The following is a 24,087-nucleotide window of genomic DNA, read 5'->3' as shown; positions in this document are numbered from 1 at the left end:
TTAAAATAAATTTTTTCATTTTGTTGTGTATGTTTAAAACTTGTTAGGTTTCTTTACATAATTTAATGCAAAAATTAACAGATTGATGAAATTTTGCATCACTTAATGCATTAAAGTATAAATTTTGCATAATTAATTATATGTTACGTTTTTTGTCAGTTTATAACGCTGAATTTTCCTGACCAATGTAGATTGATCGCAGCCTAATGCTGTTGCTGCCTTTCTGATGCTATCATGCTCAGATAATGCTTTTTTTATGACTTCCTTTTCAAAAGCTGCCACTTGCTCCTTTAGCGTTCCGTTATATTGGGATATATCTATATTTTTTGCTAGATCGATAGATTCCTTAGGTTGCTTTTTCGTTTTGCTGCTCTTTTTCGATGCTTCTTTTAGTTCCTCACGAATCATGCTTACATTAATTTCCGGCTGATTCGCCAATAAAGATACTCTTTCGATAATATTTTTCAATTGGCGGATATTCCCCGGCCAATCGTACTCTTCCAATACCTTTAATGCTTCCTTATCAAACGTTCGATGAATATCATATTTTTGTTCAATTTGAGTTAAAAAATGATAGGCAAGTGGAACAATATCTTCCCGCCGCTCTCTTAATGGAGGAATGTCAATCGGAATGATATTTAAACGATAATATAAATCCTCACGAAACATTCCTTGTTGCACCATTTCAGCCAAATTGCGGTTGGTTGCTGCTATGATTCGCACATCAATGGGAATTGGCTTCGCACTTCCAATCCGCTGCACTTCCGATTCCTGCAATACCCGCAAAAGTTTTGCCTGCAATTGAAGCGGCATCTCTCCAATTTCGTCCAAAAAAATTGTACCGCCCGATGCAGTTTCAAATAATCCCGCTTTCCCACCTTTAATGGCACCTGTAAAAGCACCTGCTTCATAACCAAAAAGCTCCGATTCCAACAAAGATTCCGGAATTGCACTGCAGTTGATTGTGACCATTTGTTTTGTACTTCTTCGGCTGTTTAAATGAATTAGCTTTGCTGCTTCCTCTTTTCCGACACCTGATTCACCCTCAATTAAAACGGTGGAGTCCACCTCAGCAACCCGCAACATGCGTTTTAATACATTTTGCATCACCGGGGATGTTGCAATGATATTCACTTTTTTTCGTTCAAGTTCATTCAATTCTCTAATTTTTTGCTTAAACTTTTCATTTTGAATCTCGAGTTTTTTTACTTCTTCTTCCAAACTTTTCAATCGCGACATATCCCGGGTAATAATCAATACATACTGCAGTTCTCCCGCTTCATCAAAAATCGGTTTCCCTGTCACCAAAAAGCATTTATTATTCAAAAAAGATTGGAAAATAGTGACATCTTCTTTTGACTTCAACACTTTCAATGTCAGCGAGTCACTCATTGCTCCCTCAGCAATCAAATCCTTAGCGTATCGGTTGACACAATTGATGCCAACAATTTCAATATCAATGTCATTTTGAAATATAATCTTGCCATGTTTGTCGCTGATTGTAATACCATCCGAAATTGAATTTAATAATTTTATAGATAAGGGATTCAAAATATCCAAATCGGTGTACTGTTGAATTGGCATGAGGCAAAAAAGCATTCCATTTTGAGAAGGAAGCACATGCACATGAAAATCTTCCGCCGTGTAAAACTGCTTGCCTTTCTCATAATGTACAAAAATTTTTTCTATTTTCTCCATAGGAAGATTACTGGAAAACTTAATCTGATTGTCTTGTACATAAAAAAAGTGCTCTGTTTTTTGCATTTTTTGAACCGCCATAGATAATCTCCCTTCCCAAACTATTTTCTCTTAATTTTTATATGCTTATTTCTCTTAGCAAATACAAAAAATAATCTGCTCCAAAATGCAACCTTAGGATTACATTTAAAGGAGCAGGGCTTTTATCACATTAATTCGTTTCAGACACAGTTTCTTTCACTAATGTTTCTACTTCTTTTTTGGATTCCGATGGAGCGGGGTTAATCTTTCTCATGACAAAAAATAATGCAATTGAAGAAACAAACACCGCAGTACTTAAATAAAACTGCGATTGTAAACTTTCAATGAATAGTTGAGAAATGTATACTGCCACAAGCAAGAATATCGTCCCATAGGTTAAATAAGGGAATAACCACATACGAATCGGCAATTTTTTTTCATTCCACTTCAAGAATTCTTTGCGGAAGCGGAGTTGTGATATCGCAATGAAAATATATACAATAATCATTAAACCGCCTACACAGTTTCCTAAAAAGTAGAAAATCACATCCGGCGAAATAAAATATAACATAGCACAAATATACGCAACGATTGTACTGCCAATAATGGAAGGAACTGGTGCGCCCCGTTTGCTATTGATTTTGGAGAAAAATTTTGGGGCATCTCCTTGTTGAGACATGGACAATAACATACGTGAGCTTGTGTATAGTGCGGAGTTTAATACTGAAACCAGTGACACGAAAATAACGATTTGCATTAATTCAGCTGCGATTGGTAAGCCTGCCATCCTCAAAATGTTTGCATATGGTGCTGCTAAATTGTCAGCATCATTCCATGGCAATATTAAAACCATCAAAGTAACTGACCCTACAAAAAACAATGCCAGCCGAAAAACAACATTCCGGATTGACCGGACAATATTTTTCGCCGGATTTTCCGATTCAGCAGCTGCGATTGCCGCTACTTCTGCTCCACAAATGGAGAAAATAACAAATACAATTGCCGTCAAAATCGGAACTAAACCTTGTGGAGCAAAACCTCCATGTTTAAATAAAATACCGAATCCCTGTGGATTAAATGTCGGCCATACACCGAGCACCATTAACGTACCTACAATTAAAAACACAACAATTGCCGTTACTTTTAAGAAAGAAATCCAGTACTCAAATTCACCAAACGTTTTTACAGAATACACATTAATAATGGTCATAAGCAATGTAATGCCAATAGAACCCGCCCAAATAGGGATGACAGGAAACCAAGCATTAATCATTCCACCAATTAACGCTGCTTCCAGTCCAACAATGAATACCCAGCTTGCCCAATAAAGCCAACCAACTGTAAAACCTGCCCAATCACCAATGTATTTCGAAGCATAGGAAGCAAACGAACCCATTTCCGGATCGCCGTTTCGATTCATTCCTAAAGCCAGTTCACCAGAAGCCATTTCACCAACCATTTGCATAATGAATACAATAATCAAACATGCAATTAGATAAGAAAAAATGACAGCTGGACCGGTGCTTAAAATATTTTTACCTGTTCCAACGAATAGGCCTGTACCTATTACCCCACCAATAGAAATCATTGTAATATGCCTAGTCTTCAATGAATTTTGCAGTTTTCCCATTTGATTCCCCCTTTTTATGAAATTTAAAGTAAAATCCATAGTTAACGATCAAATCAATTTTTTATATTTTCAGAAATCGATGAATGGAAAATTTTAAAAAAACTACCATTATACCAAATGCATCATTAATCCCAATACGCCATTGAACGCTTGATCATCGTTTCCCTATATTGCTCTGTCGATTTAATCAATACTTGATTCGTTGTATAATCTATAATTACACCGTAACGGCGAATTACATCTAATTGATTGATTTCTCCATTTTTATACATCTTTTCTACTTCAAATGGATTTACACTGAGCCATACTTTTCTATTTTTTCGAATGTATTCTCTTTCTTTTTTAGTAGCCTCAAAGTCAATTTCAAATAGATCCAAATCTCGATTGATTTCTGTAATGACTACACCATAATCCTTTCTGGCTCTTTCGATTGATACGTACCCATCAATGACATCTTCCAAGACAGCGTTTACATCTCGTTCCAATGGATCACCTAAGCCGCCTCCACCAGCGGATGGTCTAGTAAACGAATCCCCCTTTTTCAAAGGAACATTTGAGAAAATGGTACCTAAAAATTGTTCTCTCTCCGTATCAGGATATAAAATGGCTCCTTGTGGAATCGATGGCAGACCTCCCATAATTCCCCAAGTAATCGAACGGGAACGGTCACAACAATAAGACATCACCCCGCCGAATACGTCTGTTAAAATGCCGCCTTTTTCAACTCCACATCCACCCCGATACTTTCCAGGTCCTCCTGAATCGGTGATAATTTCATGTTTTGTCGTAATAACAGGTGACAAACGCTCTTGCCCTTCACAAGGCTGTACGCTGAGCCCTACTCCAAAAACAGGTGAGGTTGCATTCGCTCCGTCGCGGTCTATGCGTCCGCCATGACCTCCCGCCATCCAGTCATACCACATAAAGTAATTGTTGGCTGCATTGCGGCGATCATATCCTCCAATTAATAAATATTCCAGATTGAATGAACACGCAATTGCACGTTTTGGCATTATTTCAGACCAAATCTCGAAACAAGCATTCATAATTTTTTCAAAAGCACCTGAACAGAAACCAGAAACAGCAACAGGTTCAGGAGCATTCACTACTGAATTTTCAGGCAAGTATGCTTTTACAACCCGGTAAAATCCGGAGTTTAGCGGTACTTCCGGGAAAAATGTTTTTGTACCTGCATATAATCCTGATAATGCTGAACCAAAACCTGCATTTAAAAAGCAGCTAATATATGGATGAGTTCCACTTAAATCATAATGGATTTCATTATTTTGAATCGTCATTTTCACTCGAATAGGAATTAACCCGTCTCCAACTTCAGGGTCCATATCAATATAGTCAACCGCTTCCCACGTGCCTTCAGGTAATGACTCGATTTTTTTTCTCGTTAAGCGTTCAACGTAATCCTGCACTTCCTTAAATGCAGTTAACACCGTATCAATTCCATATTTATCAATCAACTCTAACAGTTGCTTTTGCCCAACTTTTGCCGCTTCCACTTGTGAACGCAAATCGCCTAAGCGCTCTTTAGACACTCGCATATTCGAAATCAAAAGATTGACGACATCTGATAAGTATTCGCCTTTTCTGTAAATACGGACTGGTGGAATACGGATCCCCTCTCCAAAATGGTATCTGGACTTCACATCAAAAGATCCTGGGTTAGAACCACCAACGTCTGCCCAATGCCCATTTGTTTGCATGAAAGCAATTAATTTGTCTTCATAAAACACCGGTAAAATTACCCTTGTATCACAGAAGTGAGTGCCACCCCTATAAGGATCGTTCACTAAAAACACATCACCTGGATGAATATCATCTTTAAAATCTTCCAAAACTGCTTTTGCCGTTAAATGCAATGTCCCTACATGAACCGAAATATCATGTGTTCCTTGCATCACTGTATTTCCATCTGCGTCACACAAGGCACAGCTGAAATCACGGTTGTAAATGACAAATGAGTAACATGTTCTTAACATCTGTTCTGCCATTTGGTCAACCAAATTCACAAAACCATTTTTTAACACTTCAAAAGTAACCGGATCTAAAGTTGACTCCTGTTTAGGAATCGTTTTTTGTGAAGAACTCATAAATCATTCCACCTTTCCAAAATTATTCTTGATTTACAGAAATAATAATGTTTTTGTACTGATCAACCTTTGCTGTAAATTCCGGTGGGATTACAGTTGTTGTATCCAATTGTTCAATAATTGCTGGCCCTACAATTTCAGCTTGCACTGGAATTTTGTCCCTATCATAAATTTTTGTCGTTACAAATTTGCCATCGAAGTAAACTTTTCTTGTCCCTTTAAGGGCATCTTCAATTTTTCCTGCCGAGTTATACTTTGGAAATTCAGGTTTTGGCACAGTACCGATTGCTGTAACGCGAAGCCCATAAATTTCAACTTTTTGTTCCCTGTCAGAATATGCAAACTCACGCTCATGTTCTTTATGGAATAATTCTAAAATCTCTTCGATTGATGAATTACTTTCGCTTACTGGTACCGATAACGAACGCCATTGACCTTGATATCTTAAGTCAATGAAATTCATTAAAGTGGAATGTTCTTCAGGAATTCCTTCCTCAACAAGCAACGCTTTTGCCTCAGCTTTCATGTTTTCGAATTCCAGCTGTAAATCATCTAGTGTTATTTCCGAAGCTTGCTTTAAATATGTTTTTGAAATATCGTGCCGTACATCTACTAATAAACATCCCATCGCTGCTGCTACACCTGGATAAGGCGGAATGATGACTGTAGGGATATTTAATTCTTTCGCTAAATGAGCACCATGCAATGGACCTGCTCCGCCAAAGGCTACTAAAGCAAAGTCTCTTGGGTCATACCCTCTGCGAACAGAAATGAGTCTTACTGCATCGCTCATATTAGCATTGGCCACTTCGATGATTGCATTTGCCGCTTCTTCGATTGAATAGCCGAATTCATCTGCAATTTTTTGTACAGCTTCTCTCGCTTTCTCTAAATTCAATTTCATCGTACCGCCTAATAATTCTTCATTTAAACGTCCCAACACCAGATTTGCATCCGAATTCGTCGGTTCAGTACCACCGTGGCTATAACATGCTGGACCTGGTGAAGCGCCTGCACTTTGCGGACCATTTCGCAATGAACCGCCCTCATCAATCCAGGCTAAACTTCCACCGCCTGCACCAATAGTTAAAATTTCGATACTTGGGAAACCAATCGGATAACCATATTCAATTGCCCAATCTTTTGTAATCCGAATGTTACCGTCATACATTAATGAAATATCCGTACTTGTTCCACCCATATCTAAACCAATCGCATTACTATAACCGCATAATTTTGCAATATGTTTGCTTGCAATGGCACCTGCTGCAATTCCTGAGCTTGCAAGTCTGGCAGCATAACGAGGGACTGTACTGGATGTCATCACACCGCCGCCGGAATGTAAAACCAAAATATCGTCTTTATAACCGCGCTCATGCATTTCTTCTTCCAACTTATTAATGTACGAAGTCATAATCGGTCCTAATACAGCGTTAATAATCGTCGTACTCATTCGTTCATGTTCAAAGATTTCAGGTAATACTTCACTGGAGATACACACATATACCCCTGGTAATTCCTCTTGAAGAATTTCCTTCACCCTTGCTTCATTTTCTCCATTCACATATGAATTAATGAAACATACTGCTACCGATTCTGTTCCACGTTTTTTCAGTTTTCTTGCTAATTCACGAACCTCATTTTCATCTACAGGGATCAAAACATTTCCTTTATAGTCTGTCCGCTCTGTCACTTCAAATCGATCGCGCCTTTTAATATATGGTCTTGCTTTATCCTTATAAGTATCCCAAATATCTTCTTTTGTACCTCGTCCTATTTCAATTACATCCCTGAAGCCTTTTGTTGTAATCAGTGCTGTTTTGGGCAGTTTTCTTTCAATGAGTGCATTCGTACCTACTGTCGTTCCATGGGAAAAGACTTTAATATCCTCTCCATTAATTTTCGCCTTTGCAATTCCCTCTAATATTCCTTTCTCAGGATTGGATGGTGTTGACGATGTTTTCGTAACAAAAATTTCACCGGTTTCCTCGTTGAATACAAAAACATCAGTAAAAGTACCCCCGACATCAATAGCTAAACGTTTTTTGGCAGTAATCATGACATCCCCTTCTTTCTATAAAATTATCTGTAAATTACTAGAACACAATAGCTTCTGGTATGACCGCTGTTCTTAAATGCGTGAACTAATCACAATGCAGTTACAAAATTTAAAGCAAAAAATATGCCAACTTTCCCGTCATATCCTCAATCATTTTTTTCATAAAATATTAAAAAATGCATAAAAAAACTATTTTTTTAAAATTGACTTCAAAAAAAGCCATATTCAGCAAGTAATTAAAATTAGTATGAATAGAACTTGTTAACTGTTTCATAATTTATTTATGGCTAGTATTTTTTTATATTCCGATAAATGAATATTAATTCAAGAATTATTTAACAAAATTAATAGGTCTTTAACCTGATAATTCTTTCAATGGTTTTGATTTAACCAAAAAACCATCTTTGTATGCAGAAATTCAATTGTTATGCATTATTGCATCGGTTATTGTAATTTGAAATTATTTATAATGCCCTGTTAAATGAGCTAGCAATATTCATTTCTATTCGATACTTTGCCACTGTTCGTCTGGAAATACTTATTCCCTCATTATTGAGTTGGATTGCTAATTGTTCATCGGTTAAAGGTTTTCTTTTATTCTCTTGTTCTATTAATTCCTTTATCCGTTTTTTAATAAATATAATTGAATCTGATTTTCCTGATGAACTTATAATTCCTTTTGAAAATAATGACTGAAAACTATAAATGCCATGGGGAGTCTGCAGATATTTTCCTTTAACCATTCGACTAATCGTAGAAATATGGACTTTTAGATGATCTGCTATATCTTTTAATCTCATAGGTTTTAATCCTACTATTCCTTGTTCAAAGAAGTCAGGTTGAATCTCTAATAGCAACCGAACAAATTCATAGATTGTTTTATTACGCTTTTCGATTCCTAATAAAATTGCTTTTGCATCTTTCAAATAACGTTTTAAAAATTGCTTGTTTTCTGTTTGTTGTTTTAACAATTCCACATATTCTTCATTGATTTGAACCGCAGGCAAATTCTTTTGAATCACTTGAATAGCCCATTCTCCACCTGCACGGTATACTTCAATATCCGGAACAATATAATGAATGGCTGTTTCTTTAAAACCAGCAGGAATTGGTTTTAGATTTTTTATAAATGCAACAGCTTGCTGAATTTCTGATAAAGATTCGCTGTATTTTTTCGCTACCTGTTTAAGTTTATTTTCCGCAACTAAGTGCAAATCATTTTTTATAATCTCTTTTATGAATGGGGGCACATTGGGAAATCGGTTCGTTTGAATCAATAAATACTCAATGTAATTACGTGCTCCAACTCCGACAGGCTCAAGCGTCTGAAGCAATTGGATGATCTCTTCAACATGAGCTGAAGTCGTATGAAATTTTTCAGCTACTTCAGCTAATTCAACATCTAAAAATAAACGGTCATCTAAAGAACAAATTAAAAATTTTAATATTTTTACATCCAAATCACTTAGAGGAACCGCTAGTGGAATTTGCTCAATAAAAAATTGTTCAAAATTCTCTTGAACTCTTGCGCTGCGCTCAATAAAATCCCAATGATTTTCTTCGCTCGAAAAGGATGGAGACATTTTTTCTTTGATATAAGAGGTTTCCAAGAGCTTCTGAAAACTATTATTTTCACTATCTAAAGTAAGCAATGGGTTCTCATTTGCTTTTTCAATTAAATATTGTTCCAACTCCAAACTGGACATTTGCAAGATTTCCAAACTTTGAATTTGATCTAATCGCAGAGTTTTCATTAATCTATTTTCCAATTTTACTTGCATTTGCATTGTGTTCCCCCCATTTTTTAATCCCCATTTAATTTTTCCCTATAAAATTATTTATCTACATGAAAGAGAAAAAATAACAAAATTGTTAGAATTTTTTATATTTTTTATTGACACCTTAAAAAACTATGATTATATTTGTAATACGATAACGATTACCGTAATACGGTAAAATAAGGAGGATGATGTCATGTTTCGATTGCCAACAGTACAATTTACGCAGGAACAAGAAACGTTTCGTTTAGAAGTCCGCAAATTCCTGCAAGAGCATGTTAAAAAAGGAACCTTTACCCCAAAATGCGATTCCTGGTTGAGCGGTGTCGATCCTTCATTCTCAAAACTCATCGGTGAACAGGGCTGGATTGGCATGACGTGGCCAAAAAAATATGGAGGTCAGGAGAGGAGCACTATTGATCGCTATATTTTAACGGAAGAGTTTTTAGCAAGTGGAGCACCTGTTGCAGCCCATTGGTTTGCGGATCGTCAAACGGGGCCATTGCTACTTCGTTACGGTACAGAAGAACAAAGGCAATTTTTCCTGCCAAAAATCGCCCGAGGGGAATGCTACTTTGCCATTGGTTTAAGTGAACCAAACAGTGGTTCGGATTTGGCTTCGGTTCGTACACGGGCAGAAAAGGTAGAGGGTGGTTGGATTGTGAACGGTCAGAAAATTTGGACAAGCAACGCCCACGTATGTCATTACATGGTGACTCTTGTACGCACAAGTCCATTTGATGGAAAAAACAAACATGCAGGATTGAGCCAACTGATTATCGATTTACATGCAGAAGGAGTATCAATAGTTCCGATTAAATTTTTAACAGGTGAACATCATTTCAACGAAGTATTTTTCGATAATGTGTTTGTTCCAGACAATATGGTTGTAGGCCAGATTGGAAATGGATGGGAGCAAGGCTTGGCAGAACTTGCATTTGAGCGAAGTGGTCCGGAACGTATTTTAAGTACGTATCTCCTAATAGACGAATTGATTCAAGAATTAAAGCTTCAGGACAATAAAGAAGGATTAAAACAAGCAACAAAACTTCTTTCCCGTTTATGGAGCCTGAGGAATTTATCCATTGGAGTTGCAAAATTATTGGAATCCGGCGATGGAAAAAACGTTGCCATACCTGCATCTTTAGTAAAGGCAATCGGTACTAAGTTTGAACAAAGCGTTCCTGAGGTTGCACGACTGCTCGTTGAAACCTATCCAAAACTGGATGCAGAGAGAAAATTTGACCGCTATATGGCTCAGTCCATTTTACATTCACCCGGTTTTACAATCCGCGGTGGTACAACAGAAATTCTATACGGTATGTTGGCGAAAGGGGTTGTGGCGAAATGAGCGAAATGAAAGAGATGATTTTAGATGTTGCGGAACGCATGTTGGAAGATCGTGTTACAAAAGACGTAGTGGATGTGCTTGAAAAAGGTGATTGGTCAAAAGATACTTGGACATTATTTGTAGAAAACGGTATGGTCTCCGTTGCCCTTTCAGAAGAACATGGCGGTGCTGGAGGAGACTTAGAGGACCTTCTAAATCTTGTACGTTTAACAGGTAAATATGCTGCACCCATTCCTTTTGCAGAAACAGCATTTGCCAACTTCATACTTGAAACCAGCAATCTGGCAGTAGTTGATAAAATTGCGACTTACTCCCTTCAAGATGGATTTATTTCTCAGAATAATCAAATTAATGGTGTATTGCACAACGTTCCTTGGGCAAGACATGCCAAATATCTAGTAGCCCTTGTACAAAGCAATCAAGGGGTGCATGTTGCACTAATCGATTTGGCTAATGCTACGATACAGCCAAGCACTAACTTGGCAAGCGAGCCACGGGATACAGTCATATTGAATAATGCGCAAGCACACTCTTCAGCCGTTTTATCGGATGAACAAATTTTCTATTTCAAAACAATCGAAACTGCATTTAAAATCGCTTTAATGACGGGGGCCATTGAAAAAATCAATGAGTTATCTGTCCAATATTCAAAAGAACGGGAACAATTTGGACGCCCAATTCACCGCTTCCAGTTGGTGCAATACCAAATCGCACAATTAGCTGGGGAAACCGCCATTGCAATTGCTGCATTCAATAACGTTTGTGCCGCTATTCAATCACAAAAATTATTGCATGAAGTTGCATTTGCGCGCATCCGTTTTGAAGACGCAATTTCAACAGTTGCTTCCGTTTCCCATCAATTGCATGCTGCAATTGGTACGACACATGAACATGCATTACACCAATACACTCGACGTTTATGGGCTTGGCGGGATGAAGGAACAAATGCGGATTTTTGGAGTGAACATATTGCCGACTATTTATTGAATCGTGATGCTGAATTGTGGGCTTATCTCACAAAAACAGCTCAAACAGTTGTAAAAAAATAATATTTCTCAATTGAGTAAATTTAAGAAAAGCCGTGCTTTCGGGACGTTTTACTGCACTTTCCTCCAGTGTTTCACTGGAAAGATATCAGTAAACATCCCGTATCACCTTCCCCTTTCACCTTTTGAAATTTTTTGACTCAGATATTTTTTTAATAACGAAACTTAGCAGAAAGATAGAACAAGAATTTTAAAGGAGAGATTTTTTATGGCTGATTTAATTTTTGAAGTAGAAAATCATATTGCTACGATTACATTAAATCGTCCTGAAAGCTATAACGCTTTTAGCGAAGAAATGATTGCCAATTGGATAAAAGCACTGGAAACAGTAAGAGATGATGATTCGATACGAGTGGTCATTGTAAAAGGAAACGGAAAAGCGTTTTGTGCTGGGGGCGATGTGAAAGCCATGCAAGCTGGAGAAGGTTTTTTCAAAAGCAAGGAGGACATCTCTTCCACCGGATTGGCACGTAAAAATTCACTATGGAAGAAAATTCAACGAATTCCTTTGCTTTTGGAAGAAATCGATAAACCTGTGATTGCACAAATACACGGCTTTGCAATGGGAGCTGGACTGGATATGGCATTAATGTGTGACATTCGAATTGCTGCAGTCTCAACAAAGTTATCGGAAAGCTATATAAACGTTGCCATTGTGCCAGGAGATGGTGGTGCATATTATTTACCGAAACTTGTTGGCATCGACAAAGCATTGGATATGTTTTGGACCGCAAGGATTTTTACAGCTGAGGAAGCAAAAGAATTGGGATTCGTAACCTTTGTAGTAGATGATAATGAACTTGAACAATTTACCCGCTCGTATGCAGAAAAGCTTGCAAATGGACCGCAAACAGCCATTCGTTTTATTAAACGGGCAGTTTATCAAAGCCAAAAAATGGATTTACGCTCAGCGCTTGACTACATTTCATCTCAAATGGCCATTGTGACAGAACTTGATGACTTTAAAGAAGGCGTAGATGCAGTAGTCAATAAGCGTAAACCTTTTTATAAATAAGACAACTATTCGGGTGCAATATAGATGTAGTAATGAAAAAAGAAGCCGAATGATATATAACTTCATCAAGTATAGGGAAACATGCAGTACGTAAATTCTCTGGAAAGTAAATTTAGAGAGGAGAATTGAATATGCAACAGCCTCTACAAAATATAAAAGTCATAGATTTATCCCGAGTTTATGCTGCACCAGCAGGCTCTATGATTTTAGGCGATTTAGGTGCAGAAGTCATCCGCATCGAGCATCCAAAAGGCATGGACAGCATGCGTGATTGGGGTCCATTCATAAATGGACAAAGCACCTACTACCTTTGTGCCAACCGCAATAAACTCTCCATCACGCTTGATTTAAAAACGGATGAAGGGAAAGAACAATTAAAAAACTTAATTAAAGATGCAGATGTTTTATTAGAAAACTTCAAAACTGGCGATATGCAGCGGATGGGGCTTCATTACGAAGAACTAAAAAAAATCAATCCCCGCCTCATCCATTGTGCAGTAACAGGATTCGGCCAAACTGGTCCTCTCGCACATATGCCTGGATTCGATCCAGTCATTCAAGCAATGAGCGGTTTAATGGACGTTACAGGGCAACCGGATGGCGAGCCGACAAAAGTCGGGGTGCCTATTGCCGATATTTTAACTTCTCTATATGTTGTCATTGGCGTATTATCAGCATTGCGCATGCGTGACATGACTGGAGAAGGACAATTTATCGATCTTTCCCTGCTTGATGTGCAAATTAGCAGCCTTGCAAATGTTGCAAGTGCCTATATTAATGCCGGCTTCATTTCTAAACGTTTAGGCAACCTTCATAATAATGTCGCTCCATATCAAGTTTTCAATTGTGCAGATGGTCCATTGATGATTTGTGCAGGTACAAATGACCAGTTCCGTAAACTATGTAAAATGCTTGGCCACGAAGAATGGGTGGAAGATGAACGTTTCTTAACGAATTCCCTGCGCAAAAAACATGAATCGATTCTTAGCCAAATGATATCTGAAATTACGCTTACTAAAACACGGGATGAATGGATTCTCTTATTACATCAATATAAAATCCCTTGTGGAAAAGTGCATACCATTGCTGAAGCTCTTGAGCAGCCTCAAGTAAAAGCTCGCAACTTAATTGGAGAACTCGAACATCCTCAATATGGCAAAGTCAAATTCATTAAAAATCCATTGCAATTTTCGGGCTTAAATATCCAATATAAACTTGCACCTCCATTGCTTGGCGAACATTCCGATAAGTATTTGGAACAACCAATAAATTTTAAACAGTCATAAAACACTTTCGTTAATATGAAACAACTTAAATATTCTTATATAATAGTGGAATAGCAAAAGAACTCATTTTGCATTTTCTCTTTAATGAAGTAGGTTTCCCGGACAAGTGTTAAACTAAAAAACTGCATGAAGTAGGTGTAAGAATTGGATAAAGTAACATATGAAAAAAACTATACAATTACATCGCTGCACAAAGCCATTCGAGTATTAAAAGCATTCTCAAATGATGAACCGAGTCTTTCCTTAACAGAACTCAGCAAAAAAACTGGAATAACCATCTCCAGTTTGCAACGCATTGTTTCTACCTTCGTTGTTGAAGGATTTTTGCATAAAAATGAGCAAACAAAGCGTTATCAACTCGGCCACTCATTATTATATTTAGGAAACTTAGTGAAACAAGAGTCGAGCTTAATTCTTGTAGCAGAACCCATTTTAAAACGTTTAAACGAAGAAACAAAAGAAAGTCTTTCACTTAATATCATCGATGGTTATGAACGAAGATGCATTTTAAATTTTGATTCATCATATCCACTTTCAACAAAAATGCTAGTAGGTGACACTTCCCCACTTTACGCAGGAGCATCATCAAAAACGCTGCTTGCATTTATGCCTAATTATAAGGATTATGTAAATAATGTTCAATTAGATAAGATTACTGAACATACCGTAAAAACAAAGGAACAGCTCCTGAAACAATTGGAACAAATTCGTGAGCAAGGGTATTGCATCAGCAACGGTGAAAGAGTTCGCGGAGCATGGTCCATATCTGTTCCCATTTTAAATGCAGCACAGGAATCCATTGCATCAATCAGCATAGTCATTCCAGTAATTCGATATACGGATTACAATGAAACAGAACTCATACAAAAAATGCAACAAGCCGCAAAAGAAATTGAAAATCAATTGTATTAGGTGCCAGGCACTTTTTGTACCTAGCACCTATTCATTCAACAAGAACCGTACATTTTCCTCATGGCACTTCTTTAAACTTCTTTTGTAACGATATGAATCAACTAAATGTTCATGTTCTGCATTGGACTGAATCACTTGTTTAAGGTTATTAATATATTTAAGGCTATCCTGTTTTCTTATTAGAATTTCTTCTGTGCTGCGAGCAACATGGCCATGCCCTGTAATTAAGAATTTAATTCGGTGAACCGATAAAATCGCTTCCGTTTTTTCTAATGTTTTCATATAGTCGGTTGAACTTGAATAAATAAATGGGAATTCTATATCGGATAAATAATCGCCTGCAATCCAAATCCCGAGAGGCTCAACAATTGCAAAGATGCCATCATCCGTATGTCCCTTCGCTTCATAAAAAGTGAGCGTGGTATTGCCGATTTTCAGTTGCTCGCCGTCTTTCTTCACAACAATATCCACGTTGGGATAAACTACCGGAGTTTTTCGATCGATATAATACTCATCATCAAACGCCTTTACTTGTTCCAGAATCTCATTTGGATTTTTCAACTGAAAGGCTTCGCTAGCAATAACAATTGCTTCTGGAAATGCTCCAGCCCCCACGATGTGGTCCCAATCGGAATGAGTGATAATCAAATAAACAGGTCGGTTTCCTTTCATGCTTACTACATGCTCACGAATTTCATCCACTTCAGAAGGAAGCAGACATGGATCGACGACAATCACACAATCTTCAGTTTGAATAACAGTGGACGTAGTTTTATAAAGTTGGCTTTCGAATACGGTGAGGTGTTTGTCTTGATATTGAATCATATTGATCTCCTCTTTGTATTAATTTGTCACTATCGTAAATCTTCAATATTACCAATTTGAATCTCTTTCAATGATTGCTCTAAACAATATTCTAAGTCATTACGAGTACGTAATAAACGTTGAAAAGTACGCCCTTAGCTATCTTAAAAAGGAACCGTATTTACTTTTCACGTTACTCTATATACTGTTTTGTTTAATGGTGGTTAGTTTTTTAATCAAGAATTTGTCGGGAGATTTTGATATGTTGTTTTTTGATTAACTCATTTCATTTTTGTCTTTTATAACAAGCTTGCTTAACTTATTGATTTCTTGTAATTCTGTAAAGATAAAAAATTTTATTCCATTCTTTGATAATTATTATGGGAATTTGAATTTTAGAAAGTAAAAAAACTGTGGGATTGAACCCACAGTTAATTTTTTAATATTTCAATGAAATAATTTAGTTTGTCTATTGAAGTGATATTTTCATTACTAGATGTAGTATAGATTTATGGACACAACTTGGTTAAGTCATTAATATTAAACTAACGAAAGGTTGTGTCCGAATCATGAGTCAAAAACGGTATAATCAAGAATTTAAACAAACAGTAGTTGAGCTTTATCGCTCAGGCACTCCAGTCAGTCAACTCTCTAGCGAATATGGTGTTTCAGAAGTAACGATTTATAAATGGATTAAGCAACTCTCTCCAATTGAATGTGAACAGGAATTAACTTTGGCTGATATAGAAGCCATTCAAAAAGAAATGATTGAGCATTTTTTAGAGCCTGCTAAAAGTGCTGAAGAGATTAAAAATGATGAAAGTCTAACAGGTTTAAGCCTTCTAAAAGCAATGTCACCTAAATTTCAGAACTGGACAATTCTTGAGGCAAAACATTATTATCATAAAGTTTTTTCTGTTGAACCTCAAGATCATGAAATTCAATTATTTTTTGAATATCTTGGTACATTAGCTGAATTAAAAGCATACCAACAGGAAGAGAAAGATTTAAAACATAAAATTGAAAAATTAGAGAAAGAAATCAGAAGATTAAAGGGGGAAATGGTGTGAGTAAGGGTTTGATTTCACCAGAATTAAGAGAAAAACGCATTTTAATTTTACAATCTTTATTAGAATCTTTAAAAGTCCATTATCCTAACGCGATTTTTGATAAAAGCAAGGAAGGGAGGTATAGATTGTTAATCCCCTATACAACAAAGGATCAGTTTATCGTTGATTTTTCATCTGAAGTACCAGATGGAATTAGAATGGGATTTGTATTAGACATTGATCAACCAGAACCTAGAGATGAAGGAAGAAGAAAAGAATTTCAAAAAATAATAGCTCCATACCTTCCTCAGTTAGCAAAGATGTTAGATGCCGTAGTAATTGAAAAACAAAAGAATGAATCGATAATAAAGGATGGCCGTTTTTCCTGGATAAAAAATTCTGCCCATCGAAGAATGGGATTACATCAGTATAGAAGATTTTCAAATATTAATTTTGAAAATGACTCAGTTGACGATATCACAATAGTCATATTACCTGTTATTGAACGTTTTATAAAGTCAGTTTCAGAACTAATAACCAAAATAAAATTGCCTAATTAATACTCAGGGGGGATGATGAATGGCTAAAACAACAGGGGTACTTAGAGGATTTGATAAAGCTGGCAGATTCGTTATTCCTGCTGAATGGTTAGAACGTTAGAACTTGGAGTGGATGATCTTTTAGAAATTAGCTACGATGGTACCACAATATATCTCCGTAAACATCAACCGTTTTGTGTTTTTTGTGGTGAGCAGGATGAAAAGCTGGTTTCATTTAAAAATAAAAACATTTGTCAGTCTTGTGCAGCAGAGATAACTTCAGTAGTTCAAAGTTCATTAAAGGTAGAAGAAATAAAATAAGCAAAGGAGCCTTGAAAAAAGCCAAGGCTTCTTTGTTATTTAGCTAAGCGAAGATCATGAATAAGAAAGTCTTTTGTTATTGGACAGTTAGGCGTATATAAGAATTCGGTCAATGGGTATGCTTGGAGTTTTGTTACGTATCCCCCTTTAAAGAAAGCAATTGCTTCTTTTTTGTTTGTCGTTAATTTTAAGTGTTCATTGTTTTTACCGAATGTTTGAAACTGTTTGATTGCCAGCGGTGAGCAGTAAAACAACGGCTTTGGAAATGACATTCCGAATGGTTCTAACGCGCTTAAGTCATCAAAAATATGCATAGGGAACTGATGTAAGGGAATGGTACTAATATATTTTAATTTTGGATTTAGTGGCGGTTCGTCTAAGGCTGCTAGTTGAATCGCTTCTTTAAAAGCATGGATATGATCGAAATCGAGTTGAATCGAAAAACCAGCAGCGGCTCGATGACCACCGTATTTGGTTAGGAAATGTGAGCATTTCTCTTAATCACATTAATAATGGAGAAATCTGTACTATTTACACTTCTGGCAGAACCGGCTCCTGTCGAGGAAATCACAACCGCTGGCTTTTTGAATTTATTTGCTATTTTTGCGGCAATGAGACCAATAATTCCGCTGTGAAAATCATCGCAAACAACAATAACATTTTGTTTGTACCATTGGTTTTGAATAATTTGTTCCTCAATACGTCGGAATTGTTCTTTTGTCATTTGTTGCCGCTTTTTATTTAAAGTCATTAATGAATAAAGATCGGCTTTTGCACATAAAGGGTTGACTAGGATATCGACAGCTTGGTTTGGATCACCAATTCGTCCCGACGAGTTAAAAATCGGTCCAATTTGAAAGCTAATGGTGGAACTATCGACATATTTAATTCGTAACATCTCAAAGAGTTTTTTTAATACAGGGGTTGGTGTATAATTCATTTTCTGCAATCCAAGTTTACAAATAATACGATTTTCTCCTTTAAGAGGCATTAGATCCGCAATCGTACCTAACGTGGCAAACTCAATAAATTCGTAAACATGTTTATCCCAAGGAAAAGATATTGCGATGAAACATCATGTTTCTCATGCCACTGTCAGTCGTGTCATTGACAGCTTTTATAGCTACTATCAACCAAATGTTCACTACCTTCCAAAGCATTTGTGTTTTGACGAGTTTAAATCAGTGAAATCCGCAGCTGGAGCGATGTCCTTTATTTTCTGCGACTCTGAAACGGGGGAGATTGTGGATATCGTGGAGGACCGGAGATTACATGTCCTCAAAGAGTATTTCTTACGGTATTCCAAGAAGGCGAGAGATGCGGTAAAAACGATTGTCATCGATATGTACAGCCCTTATATTTCCTTAATCCAAGAAGTTTTCCCTAAAGCGGAAATCGTACTCGACAAATTCCATATCCTCCAACTATTTAGCAGAGCTTTAAACAAAACGCGCATCAACGTCATGAATCGGGATAAAAAGAATTACAATAAATTGAAAAAATACTGGAAGCTCCTTCTGAAAGATCAAACAAAACTTGATTATAAGAACTATACATATCATCGTTGCTTTAAAAAGCATATGTGTGAGGTGGAGATTCTCCACTATCTCATTGATTTAGATTCTGAATTAAAAGCGTCCTATGAGTTATATCAATACGTTCGACATTGCATCAAAACCAAAGACTTTGAGCTCTTGAAGAAAACCTTGGCGAATAAACAGAACAGCGTTTCCAGCTATATGAAAACCGCCATCAAGACAATCAACAAATACATCAATTACGTCGAGAATACGTTGAAATATGATTATAACAACGGCATTTTAGAGGGGATTAATAACAAAATCAAAGTGATTAAACGCATTTCTTTCGGTTATCGATCCTTCTATCACTTTAGAAACCGAATATTCATTACCCAAAACTTAGCGAAAATAAAAACAGCTTAGGGGAACCTCGAATTTCCCCTAAGCCATCCGATTACATATTACCAAATAATGTCACTAAAATTTATTCACCAACACCATTTGACAAAGAACCCAAATACATCAATTACGTCGAGAATACGCTAAAGTACGATTATAACAACGGCATTTTAGAGGGAATTCATAACAAAATCAAAGTGATCAAACGCATTTCTTTCGGTTATCGATCCTTCTATCACTTTAGAAACCGAATATTCATTACCCAAAACTTAGCGAAAATAAAAACAGCTTAGGGGAACCTCGAATTTCCCCTAAGCCATCCGATTACATATTACCAAATAATGTCACTAAAATTTATTCACCAACACCATTTGACAAAGAACCCATTATTACTGAAGGCTTTGATGATATAAGGTTTCCTTGAATCCTAATGCCGATGGTGGGAGTCGAACCCACACTCCTTTTGGGAACACGATTTTGAGTCGTGCGCGTCTGCCAATTCCGCCACATCGGCATAATAAAAAAGAGAAAAAAATAAATCGGTTAAACCGATATTTATTTTTTTGGAGGCGGCTACCGGATTCGAACCGGTGATAAGGGTGTTGCAGACCCGTGCCTTACCGCTTGGCTAAGCCGCCAAATTACTGGAGCGGAAGACGGGGTTCGAACCCGCGACCCCCACCTTGGCAAGGTGGTGTTCTACCACTGAACTACTTCCGCATGAATGGCTGGGGTACCAGGATTCGAACCTGGGCATGACGGAATCAAAATCCGTTGCCTTACCACTTGGCTATACCCCAATAATATTATATAAACAACTTATATTCTATTTTATGGGGCGGCTGATGGGAATCGAACCCACGTATGTCGGATCCACAATCCGATGCGTTAACCACTTCGCCACAGCCGCCAAAAGCAGGCATATTAAAATATGTATGGGGCGACTGATGGGAATCGAACCCACGTATGTCGGATCCACAATCCGATGCGTTAACCACTTCGCCACAGTCGCCAAAATATCTTGATGAAAATTAAAAATGGCAGGGGCAGTAGGAATCGAACCCACACCAAAGGTTTTGGAGACCTCTATTCTACCGTTAAACTATGCCCCTGTAATGGTGGAGGGGGGCGGATTCGAACCGCCGAACCCAAAGGGAACGGATTTACAGTCCGTCGCGTTTAGCCACTTCGCTACCCCTCCGGAAAGTATGGTGCCGGCGAAAGGAATCGAACCCTCAACCTACTGATTACAAGTCAGTTGCTCTGCCAATTGAGCTACACCGGCATATTTATGGTGGGTCGGGACGGAATCGAACCGCCGACACTTTGATCTTCAGTCAAATGCTCTACCAACTGAGCTACCGACCCACTTTTTATGGCGGTCCCGACGGGACTCGAACCCGCGATCTCCTGCGTGACAGGCAGGCATGTTAACCGCTACACCACGGGACCACTTTGGTTGCGGGGACAGGATTTGAACCTGCGACCTCCGGGTTATGAGCCCGACGAGCTACCAGACTGCTCTACCCCGCGATAATGTTAATTATTTTTTATGGTGGAGGATGACGGGATCGAACCGCCGACCCCCTGCTTGTAAGGCAGGTGCTCTCCCAGCTGAGCTAATCCTCCTAATTGGTGACCCCTACGGGATTCGAACCCGTGTTACCGCCGTGAAAGGGCGGTGTCTTAACCACTTGACCAAGGGGCCAATCTCTTAATTATGGCGGAGAGTAAGGGATTTGAACCCTTGAGACAGGTTATCCCCGTCTACACGATTTCCAATCGTGCTCCTTCAGCCTCTCGGACAACTCTCCAAGAAGAATGGCTCCGAAGGTAGGATTCGAACCTACGACCAACCGGTTAACAGCCGGTTGCTCTACCACTGAGCTACTTCGGAATGATTTTATATAAGCCTAGCAACGTCCTACTCTCACAAGGGGAAGCCCCCTACTACCATCGGCGCTAAAGAGCTTAACTTCCGTGTTCGGTATGGGAACGGGTGTGACCTCTTTGCTATCGCCACTAGGCTTGATTCCTTACCGAAAGACAAGTATTATTATATCATATTCTATACTTTTTTCAAGTATTTTTTATATTTTTTAATTACGAGAGGTTGTTCTCTCAAAACTGGATAACGACATTGAAATGATTGGTTAAGTCCTCGATCGATTAGTATCCGTCAGCTCCACACGTCACCGTGCTTCCACCTCGGACCTATCTACCTCATCGTCTTTGAGGGATCTTACTTGCTTATGCAATGGGAAATCTCATCTTGAGGGGGGCTTCATGCTTAGATGCTTTCAGCACTTATCCCGTCCACACATAGCTACCCAGCGGTGCCTTTGGCAAGACAACTGGTACACCAGCGGTGTGTCCATCCCGGTCCTCTCGTACTAAGGACAGCTCCTCTCAAATTTCCTACGCCCACGACGGATAGGGACCGAACTGTCTCACGACGTTCTGAACCCAGCTCGCGTACCGCTTTAATGGGCGAACAGCCCAACCCTTGGGACCGACTACAGCCCCAGGATGCGATGAGCCGACATCGAGGTGCCAAACCTCCCCGTCGATGTGGACTCTTGGGGGAGATAAGCCTGTTATCCCCGGGGTAGCTTTTATCCGTTGAGCGATGGCCCTTCCATGCGGAACCACCGGATCACTAAGCCCGTCTTTCGACCCTGCTCGACTTGTAGGTCTCGCAGTCAAGCTCCCTTATGCCTTTACACTCTGCGAATGATTTCCAACCATTCTGAGGGAACCTTTGGGCGCCTCCGTTACCTTTTAGGAGGCGACCGCCCCAGTCAAACTGTCCACCTGACACTGTCTCCCAAGCCGATCAGGCTTGCGGGTTAGAATTTCAGTACAACCAGGGTAGTATCCCAAGGGCGCCTCCAGGGAAGCTGGCGCTCCCCCTTCTACGGCTCCTACCTATCCTGTACAAGTTGCACCGAAATTCAATATCAGGTTACAGTAAAGCTCCACGGGGTCTTTCCGTCCTGTCGCGGGTAACCTGCATCTTCACAGGTACTATAATTTCACCGAGTCTCTCGTTGAGACAGTGCCCAGATCGTTACGCCTTTCGTGCGGGTCGGAACTTACCCGACAAGGAATTTCGCTACCTTAGGACCGTTATAGTTACGGCCGCCGTTTACTGGGGCTTCAATTCGGAGCTTCGCTTGCGCTAACTCCTCCTCTTAACCTTCCAGCACCGGGCAGGCGTCAGCCCCTATACTTCACCTTACGGTTTTGCAGAGACCTGTGTTTTTGCTAAACAGTCGCCTGGGCCTATTCACTGCGGCTCATCAGGGCTTGCACCCCAATGAGCACCCCTTCTCCCGAAGTTACGGGGTCATTTTGCCGAGTTCCTTAACGAGAGTTCTCTCGCTCACCTTAGGATTCTCTCCTCGACTACCTGTGTCGGTTTGCGGTACGGGCACCTCCCGCCTCGCTAGAGGCTTTTCTTGGCAGTGTGAAATCAGGAACTTCGCGCATAACGCGCTCCCCATCACAGCTCGGCGTATTAGGAAGCGGATTTGCCTACTTCCACGCCTTGCTGCTTGGACACGCTCGACCAACGGCGTGCATTCCCTATCCTCCTGCGTCCCCCCATCACTCAAACGGCGGGGAGGTGGTACAGGAATATCAACCTGTTGTCCATCGTCTACGCCTTTCGGCCTCGACTTAGGTCCCGACTAACCCTGAGCGGACGAGCCTTCCTCAGGAAACCTTAGTCATTCGGTGGATGGGATTCTCACCCATCTTTCGCTACTCATACCGGCATTCTCACTTCTAAGCGCTCCACCAGTCCTTCCGGTCTGACTTCGACGCACTTAGAACGCTCTCCTACCACTCGTGCAACGCACGAATCCACAGCTTCGGTGAATCGTTTAGCCCCGATACATTTTCGGCGCAGCGTCACTCGACCAGTGAGCTATTACGCACTCTTTAAATGATGGCTGCTTCTAAGCCAACATCCTGGTTGTCTAAGCAACGCCACATCCTTTTCCACTTAACGATTACTTTGGGACCTTAGCTGGTGGTCTGGGCTGTTTCCCTTTTGACCACGGATCTTATCACTCGTAGTCTGACTCCCGTGTATAAATAGCTGGCATTCGGAGTTTGTCTGAATTCGGTAACCCGAGGTGGGCCCCTAGTCCAAACAGTGCTCTACCTCCAGTATTCTTCACACGAGGCTAGCCCTAAAGCTATTTCGGAGAGAACCAGCTATCTCCAAGTTCGATTGGAATTTCTCCGCTACCCACACCTCATCCCCGCACTTTTCAACGTGCGTGGGTTCGGGCCTCCAGTGAGTGTTACCTCACCTTCACCCTGGACATGGGTAGATCACCTGGTTTCGGGTCTACGACCACGTACTCAAAACGCCCTATTCAGACTCGCTTTCGCTGCGGCTCCGCATTTTCTGCTTAACCTTGCACGTAATCGTAACTCGCCGGTTCATTCTACAAAAGGCACGCCATCACCCGTTAACGGGCTCTGACTACTTGTAGGCACACGGTTTCAGGTTCTCTTTCACTCCCCTCCCGGGGTGCTTTT

At 39.3% G+C, this 24,087-nt stretch carries 15 protein-coding genes, 16 tRNA genes, 2 rRNA genes and 2 pseudogenes (1 of these 35 only partly in view); 9 read left to right on the top strand and 26 right to left on the bottom strand.

What is annotated here, in order from left to right; genetic code table 11:
- Positions 1 to 132 precede the first annotated feature (132 nt).
- The 5 genes from NSU17_RS11395 to rpoN all read right to left on the bottom strand — a co-directional run bounded on the left by NSU17_RS11395 (position 133) and on the right by rpoN (position 9,300).
- Positions 133 to 1,779, bottom strand: coding sequence for a sigma-54 interaction domain-containing protein (locus NSU17_RS11395; RefSeq protein ID WP_340705048.1), 1,647 nt, complete (start codon positions 1,777 to 1,779; stop codon positions 133 to 135).
- A 130-nt stretch (positions 1,780 to 1,909) separates the two neighbouring features.
- Positions 1,910 to 3,349: an amino acid permease gene (locus NSU17_RS11390; protein ID WP_340705047.1), complete on the bottom strand. Its 1,440-nt coding sequence runs from the start codon at positions 3,347 to 3,349 to the stop codon at positions 1,910 to 1,912.
- Positions 3,350 to 3,474: 125 nt separating this feature from the next.
- Positions 3,475 to 5,454, bottom strand: a complete 1,980-nt coding sequence (locus NSU17_RS11385) for a hydantoinase B/oxoprolinase family protein (protein WP_340434339.1) — start codon at positions 5,452 to 5,454, stop codon at positions 3,475 to 3,477.
- A gap of 22 nt (positions 5,455 to 5,476) precedes the next feature.
- Positions 5,477 to 7,513 carry a hydantoinase/oxoprolinase family protein gene (locus tag NSU17_RS11380; protein WP_016839090.1) on the bottom strand — a complete coding sequence of 679 codons (2,037 nt, stop codon included), beginning with the start codon at positions 7,511 to 7,513 and terminating at the stop codon, positions 5,477 to 5,479.
- Positions 7,514 to 7,977: 464 nt separating this feature from the next.
- The gene (gene rpoN / locus NSU17_RS11375; protein ID WP_340705046.1) at positions 7,978 to 9,300 is read right to left on the bottom strand and encodes an RNA polymerase factor sigma-54; all 1,323 of its coding nucleotides are present in this window, start codon (positions 9,298 to 9,300) and stop codon (positions 7,978 to 7,980) included.
- Between the two features lie 187 nt (positions 9,301 to 9,487).
- Between rpoN and NSU17_RS11370 the strand changes: the two genes are divergently transcribed.
- The 5 genes from NSU17_RS11370 to NSU17_RS11350 all read left to right on the top strand — a co-directional run bounded on the left by NSU17_RS11370 (position 9,488) and on the right by NSU17_RS11350 (position 14,901).
- Positions 9,488 to 10,642 carry an acyl-CoA dehydrogenase family protein gene (locus NSU17_RS11370; protein WP_016839092.1) on the top strand — a complete coding sequence of 385 codons (1,155 nt, stop codon included), beginning with the start codon at positions 9,488 to 9,490 and terminating at the stop codon, positions 10,640 to 10,642.
- Positions 10,639 to 11,691 (top strand): acyl-CoA dehydrogenase family protein, encoded by a 1,053-nt coding sequence (locus NSU17_RS11365; protein ID WP_340705045.1) that lies wholly within the window; start codon positions 10,639 to 10,641, stop codon positions 11,689 to 11,691. The genes NSU17_RS11370 and NSU17_RS11365 overlap by 4 nt, the downstream gene beginning before the upstream one ends.
- 205 nt (positions 11,692 to 11,896) lie before the next feature.
- Positions 11,897 to 12,703 carry an enoyl-CoA hydratase/isomerase family protein gene (locus tag NSU17_RS11360; protein ID WP_016839094.1) on the top strand — a complete coding sequence of 269 codons (807 nt, stop codon included), beginning with the start codon at positions 11,897 to 11,899 and terminating at the stop codon, positions 12,701 to 12,703.
- 131 nt (positions 12,704 to 12,834) lie between these two features.
- Positions 12,835 to 13,989 carry a CaiB/BaiF CoA transferase family protein gene (locus NSU17_RS11355; RefSeq protein ID WP_016839095.1) on the top strand — a complete coding sequence of 385 codons (1,155 nt, stop codon included), beginning with the start codon at positions 12,835 to 12,837 and terminating at the stop codon, positions 13,987 to 13,989.
- A 144-nt stretch (positions 13,990 to 14,133) separates the two neighbouring features.
- The gene (locus NSU17_RS11350; protein WP_016839096.1) at positions 14,134 to 14,901 is read left to right on the top strand and encodes an IclR family transcriptional regulator; all 768 of its coding nucleotides are present in this window, start codon (positions 14,134 to 14,136) and stop codon (positions 14,899 to 14,901) included.
- A gap of 27 nt (positions 14,902 to 14,928) precedes the next feature.
- On the opposite strand, the gene NSU17_RS11345 is transcribed toward NSU17_RS11350, so the two are convergent.
- On the bottom strand, positions 14,929 to 15,726 hold the full coding sequence (locus NSU17_RS11345; RefSeq protein WP_016839097.1) for an MBL fold metallo-hydrolase: 798 nt from the start codon (positions 15,724 to 15,726) through the stop codon (positions 14,929 to 14,931).
- Positions 15,727 to 16,274: 548 nt separating this feature from the next.
- On the opposite strand from NSU17_RS11345, the pseudogene NSU17_RS11340 reads away from it, so the two are divergent.
- Positions 16,275 to 16,475 (top strand): annotated as a pseudogene (locus NSU17_RS11340) (transposase); the annotation flags it as partial.
- Positions 16,476 to 16,771: 296 nt separating this feature from the next.
- On the top strand, positions 16,772 to 17,314 hold the full coding sequence (locus NSU17_RS11335) for a hypothetical protein (RefSeq protein ID WP_340705044.1): 543 nt from the start codon (positions 16,772 to 16,774) through the stop codon (positions 17,312 to 17,314).
- A 335-nt stretch (positions 17,315 to 17,649) separates the two neighbouring features.
- Here the strand turns inward: NSU17_RS11335 and NSU17_RS11330 are convergent, their stop codons facing one another.
- A complete protein-coding gene (locus tag NSU17_RS11330) occupies positions 17,650 to 17,928 on the bottom strand; it encodes a hypothetical protein (protein ID WP_340705043.1) in 279 nt (92 codons plus the stop codon).
- A 161-nt stretch (positions 17,929 to 18,089) separates the two neighbouring features.
- Complete coding sequence (locus tag NSU17_RS11325) at positions 18,090 to 18,554, bottom strand: DHHA1 domain-containing protein (protein WP_340705042.1); 465 nt, start codon at positions 18,552 to 18,554, stop codon at positions 18,090 to 18,092.
- A gap of 127 nt (positions 18,555 to 18,681) precedes the next feature.
- Here NSU17_RS11325 and NSU17_RS11320 point away from each other — a divergent pair, with 127 nt between their 5' ends.
- The gene (locus NSU17_RS11320) at positions 18,682 to 19,557 is read left to right on the top strand and encodes an ISL3 family transposase (protein ID WP_340705041.1); all 876 of its coding nucleotides are present in this window, start codon (positions 18,682 to 18,684) and stop codon (positions 19,555 to 19,557) included.
- A 104-nt stretch (positions 19,558 to 19,661) separates the two neighbouring features.
- A pseudogene (locus tag NSU17_RS11315) lies at positions 19,662 to 19,826 on the top strand (transposase); the annotation flags it as partial.
- A 138-nt stretch (positions 19,827 to 19,964) separates the two neighbouring features.
- On the opposite strand, the gene NSU17_RS11310 reads toward NSU17_RS11315, so the two are convergent.
- The 18 genes from NSU17_RS11310 to NSU17_RS11225 form a co-directional block, all read right to left on the bottom strand.
- Positions 19,965 to 20,047: transfer RNA gene (locus NSU17_RS11310), tRNA-Leu, on the bottom strand.
- A gap of 50 nt (positions 20,048 to 20,097) precedes the next feature.
- A tRNA-Cys gene (locus NSU17_RS11305) sits at positions 20,098 to 20,171 on the bottom strand.
- A 7-nt stretch (positions 20,172 to 20,178) separates the two neighbouring features.
- Positions 20,179 to 20,253 (bottom strand) — tRNA-Gly (locus tag NSU17_RS11300).
- Positions 20,254 to 20,258: 5 nt separating this feature from the next.
- Positions 20,259 to 20,333, bottom strand: a tRNA-Gln gene (locus NSU17_RS11295).
- Positions 20,334 to 20,367: 34 nt separating this feature from the next.
- Positions 20,368 to 20,443 (bottom strand) — tRNA-His (locus tag NSU17_RS11290).
- Between the two features lie 26 nt (positions 20,444 to 20,469).
- A tRNA-His gene (locus tag NSU17_RS11285) sits at positions 20,470 to 20,545 on the bottom strand.
- Positions 20,546 to 20,571: 26 nt separating this feature from the next.
- Positions 20,572 to 20,645, bottom strand: a tRNA-Trp gene (locus NSU17_RS11280).
- Positions 20,646 to 20,649: 4 nt separating this feature from the next.
- Positions 20,650 to 20,734: transfer RNA gene (locus tag NSU17_RS11275), tRNA-Tyr, on the bottom strand.
- Positions 20,735 to 20,742: 8 nt separating this feature from the next.
- Positions 20,743 to 20,818 (bottom strand) — tRNA-Thr (locus NSU17_RS11270).
- Positions 20,819 to 20,825: 7 nt separating this feature from the next.
- A tRNA-Phe gene (locus NSU17_RS11265) sits at positions 20,826 to 20,901 on the bottom strand.
- 8 nt (positions 20,902 to 20,909) lie between these two features.
- Positions 20,910 to 20,985 (bottom strand) — tRNA-Asp (locus tag NSU17_RS11260).
- Positions 20,986 to 20,989: 4 nt separating this feature from the next.
- Positions 20,990 to 21,066, bottom strand: a tRNA-Met gene (locus NSU17_RS11255).
- A gap of 20 nt (positions 21,067 to 21,086) precedes the next feature.
- Positions 21,087 to 21,162, bottom strand: a tRNA-Val gene (locus tag NSU17_RS11250).
- Positions 21,163 to 21,166: 4 nt separating this feature from the next.
- Positions 21,167 to 21,241, bottom strand: a tRNA-Glu gene (locus tag NSU17_RS11245).
- A 13-nt stretch (positions 21,242 to 21,254) separates the two neighbouring features.
- Positions 21,255 to 21,347, bottom strand: a tRNA-Ser gene (locus tag NSU17_RS11240).
- Between the two features lie 8 nt (positions 21,348 to 21,355).
- Positions 21,356 to 21,430: transfer RNA gene (locus tag NSU17_RS11235), tRNA-Asn, on the bottom strand.
- Between the two features lie 14 nt (positions 21,431 to 21,444).
- Positions 21,445 to 21,560, bottom strand: a 5S ribosomal RNA gene (gene rrf / locus NSU17_RS11230).
- Positions 21,561 to 21,682: 122 nt separating this feature from the next.
- A 23S ribosomal RNA gene (locus tag NSU17_RS11225) occupies positions 21,683 to 24,087 on the bottom strand (it continues 522 nt past the right edge of the window).

Origin of the sequence: Ureibacillus sp. FSL K6-2830, from assembly GCF_038004145.1 — a bacterium.
Classification (GTDB): domain Bacteria; phylum Bacillota; class Bacilli; order Bacillales_A; family Planococcaceae; genus Ureibacillus; species Ureibacillus thermosphaericus.
This window is presented reverse-complemented; position numbering and strand designations above follow the sequence as displayed.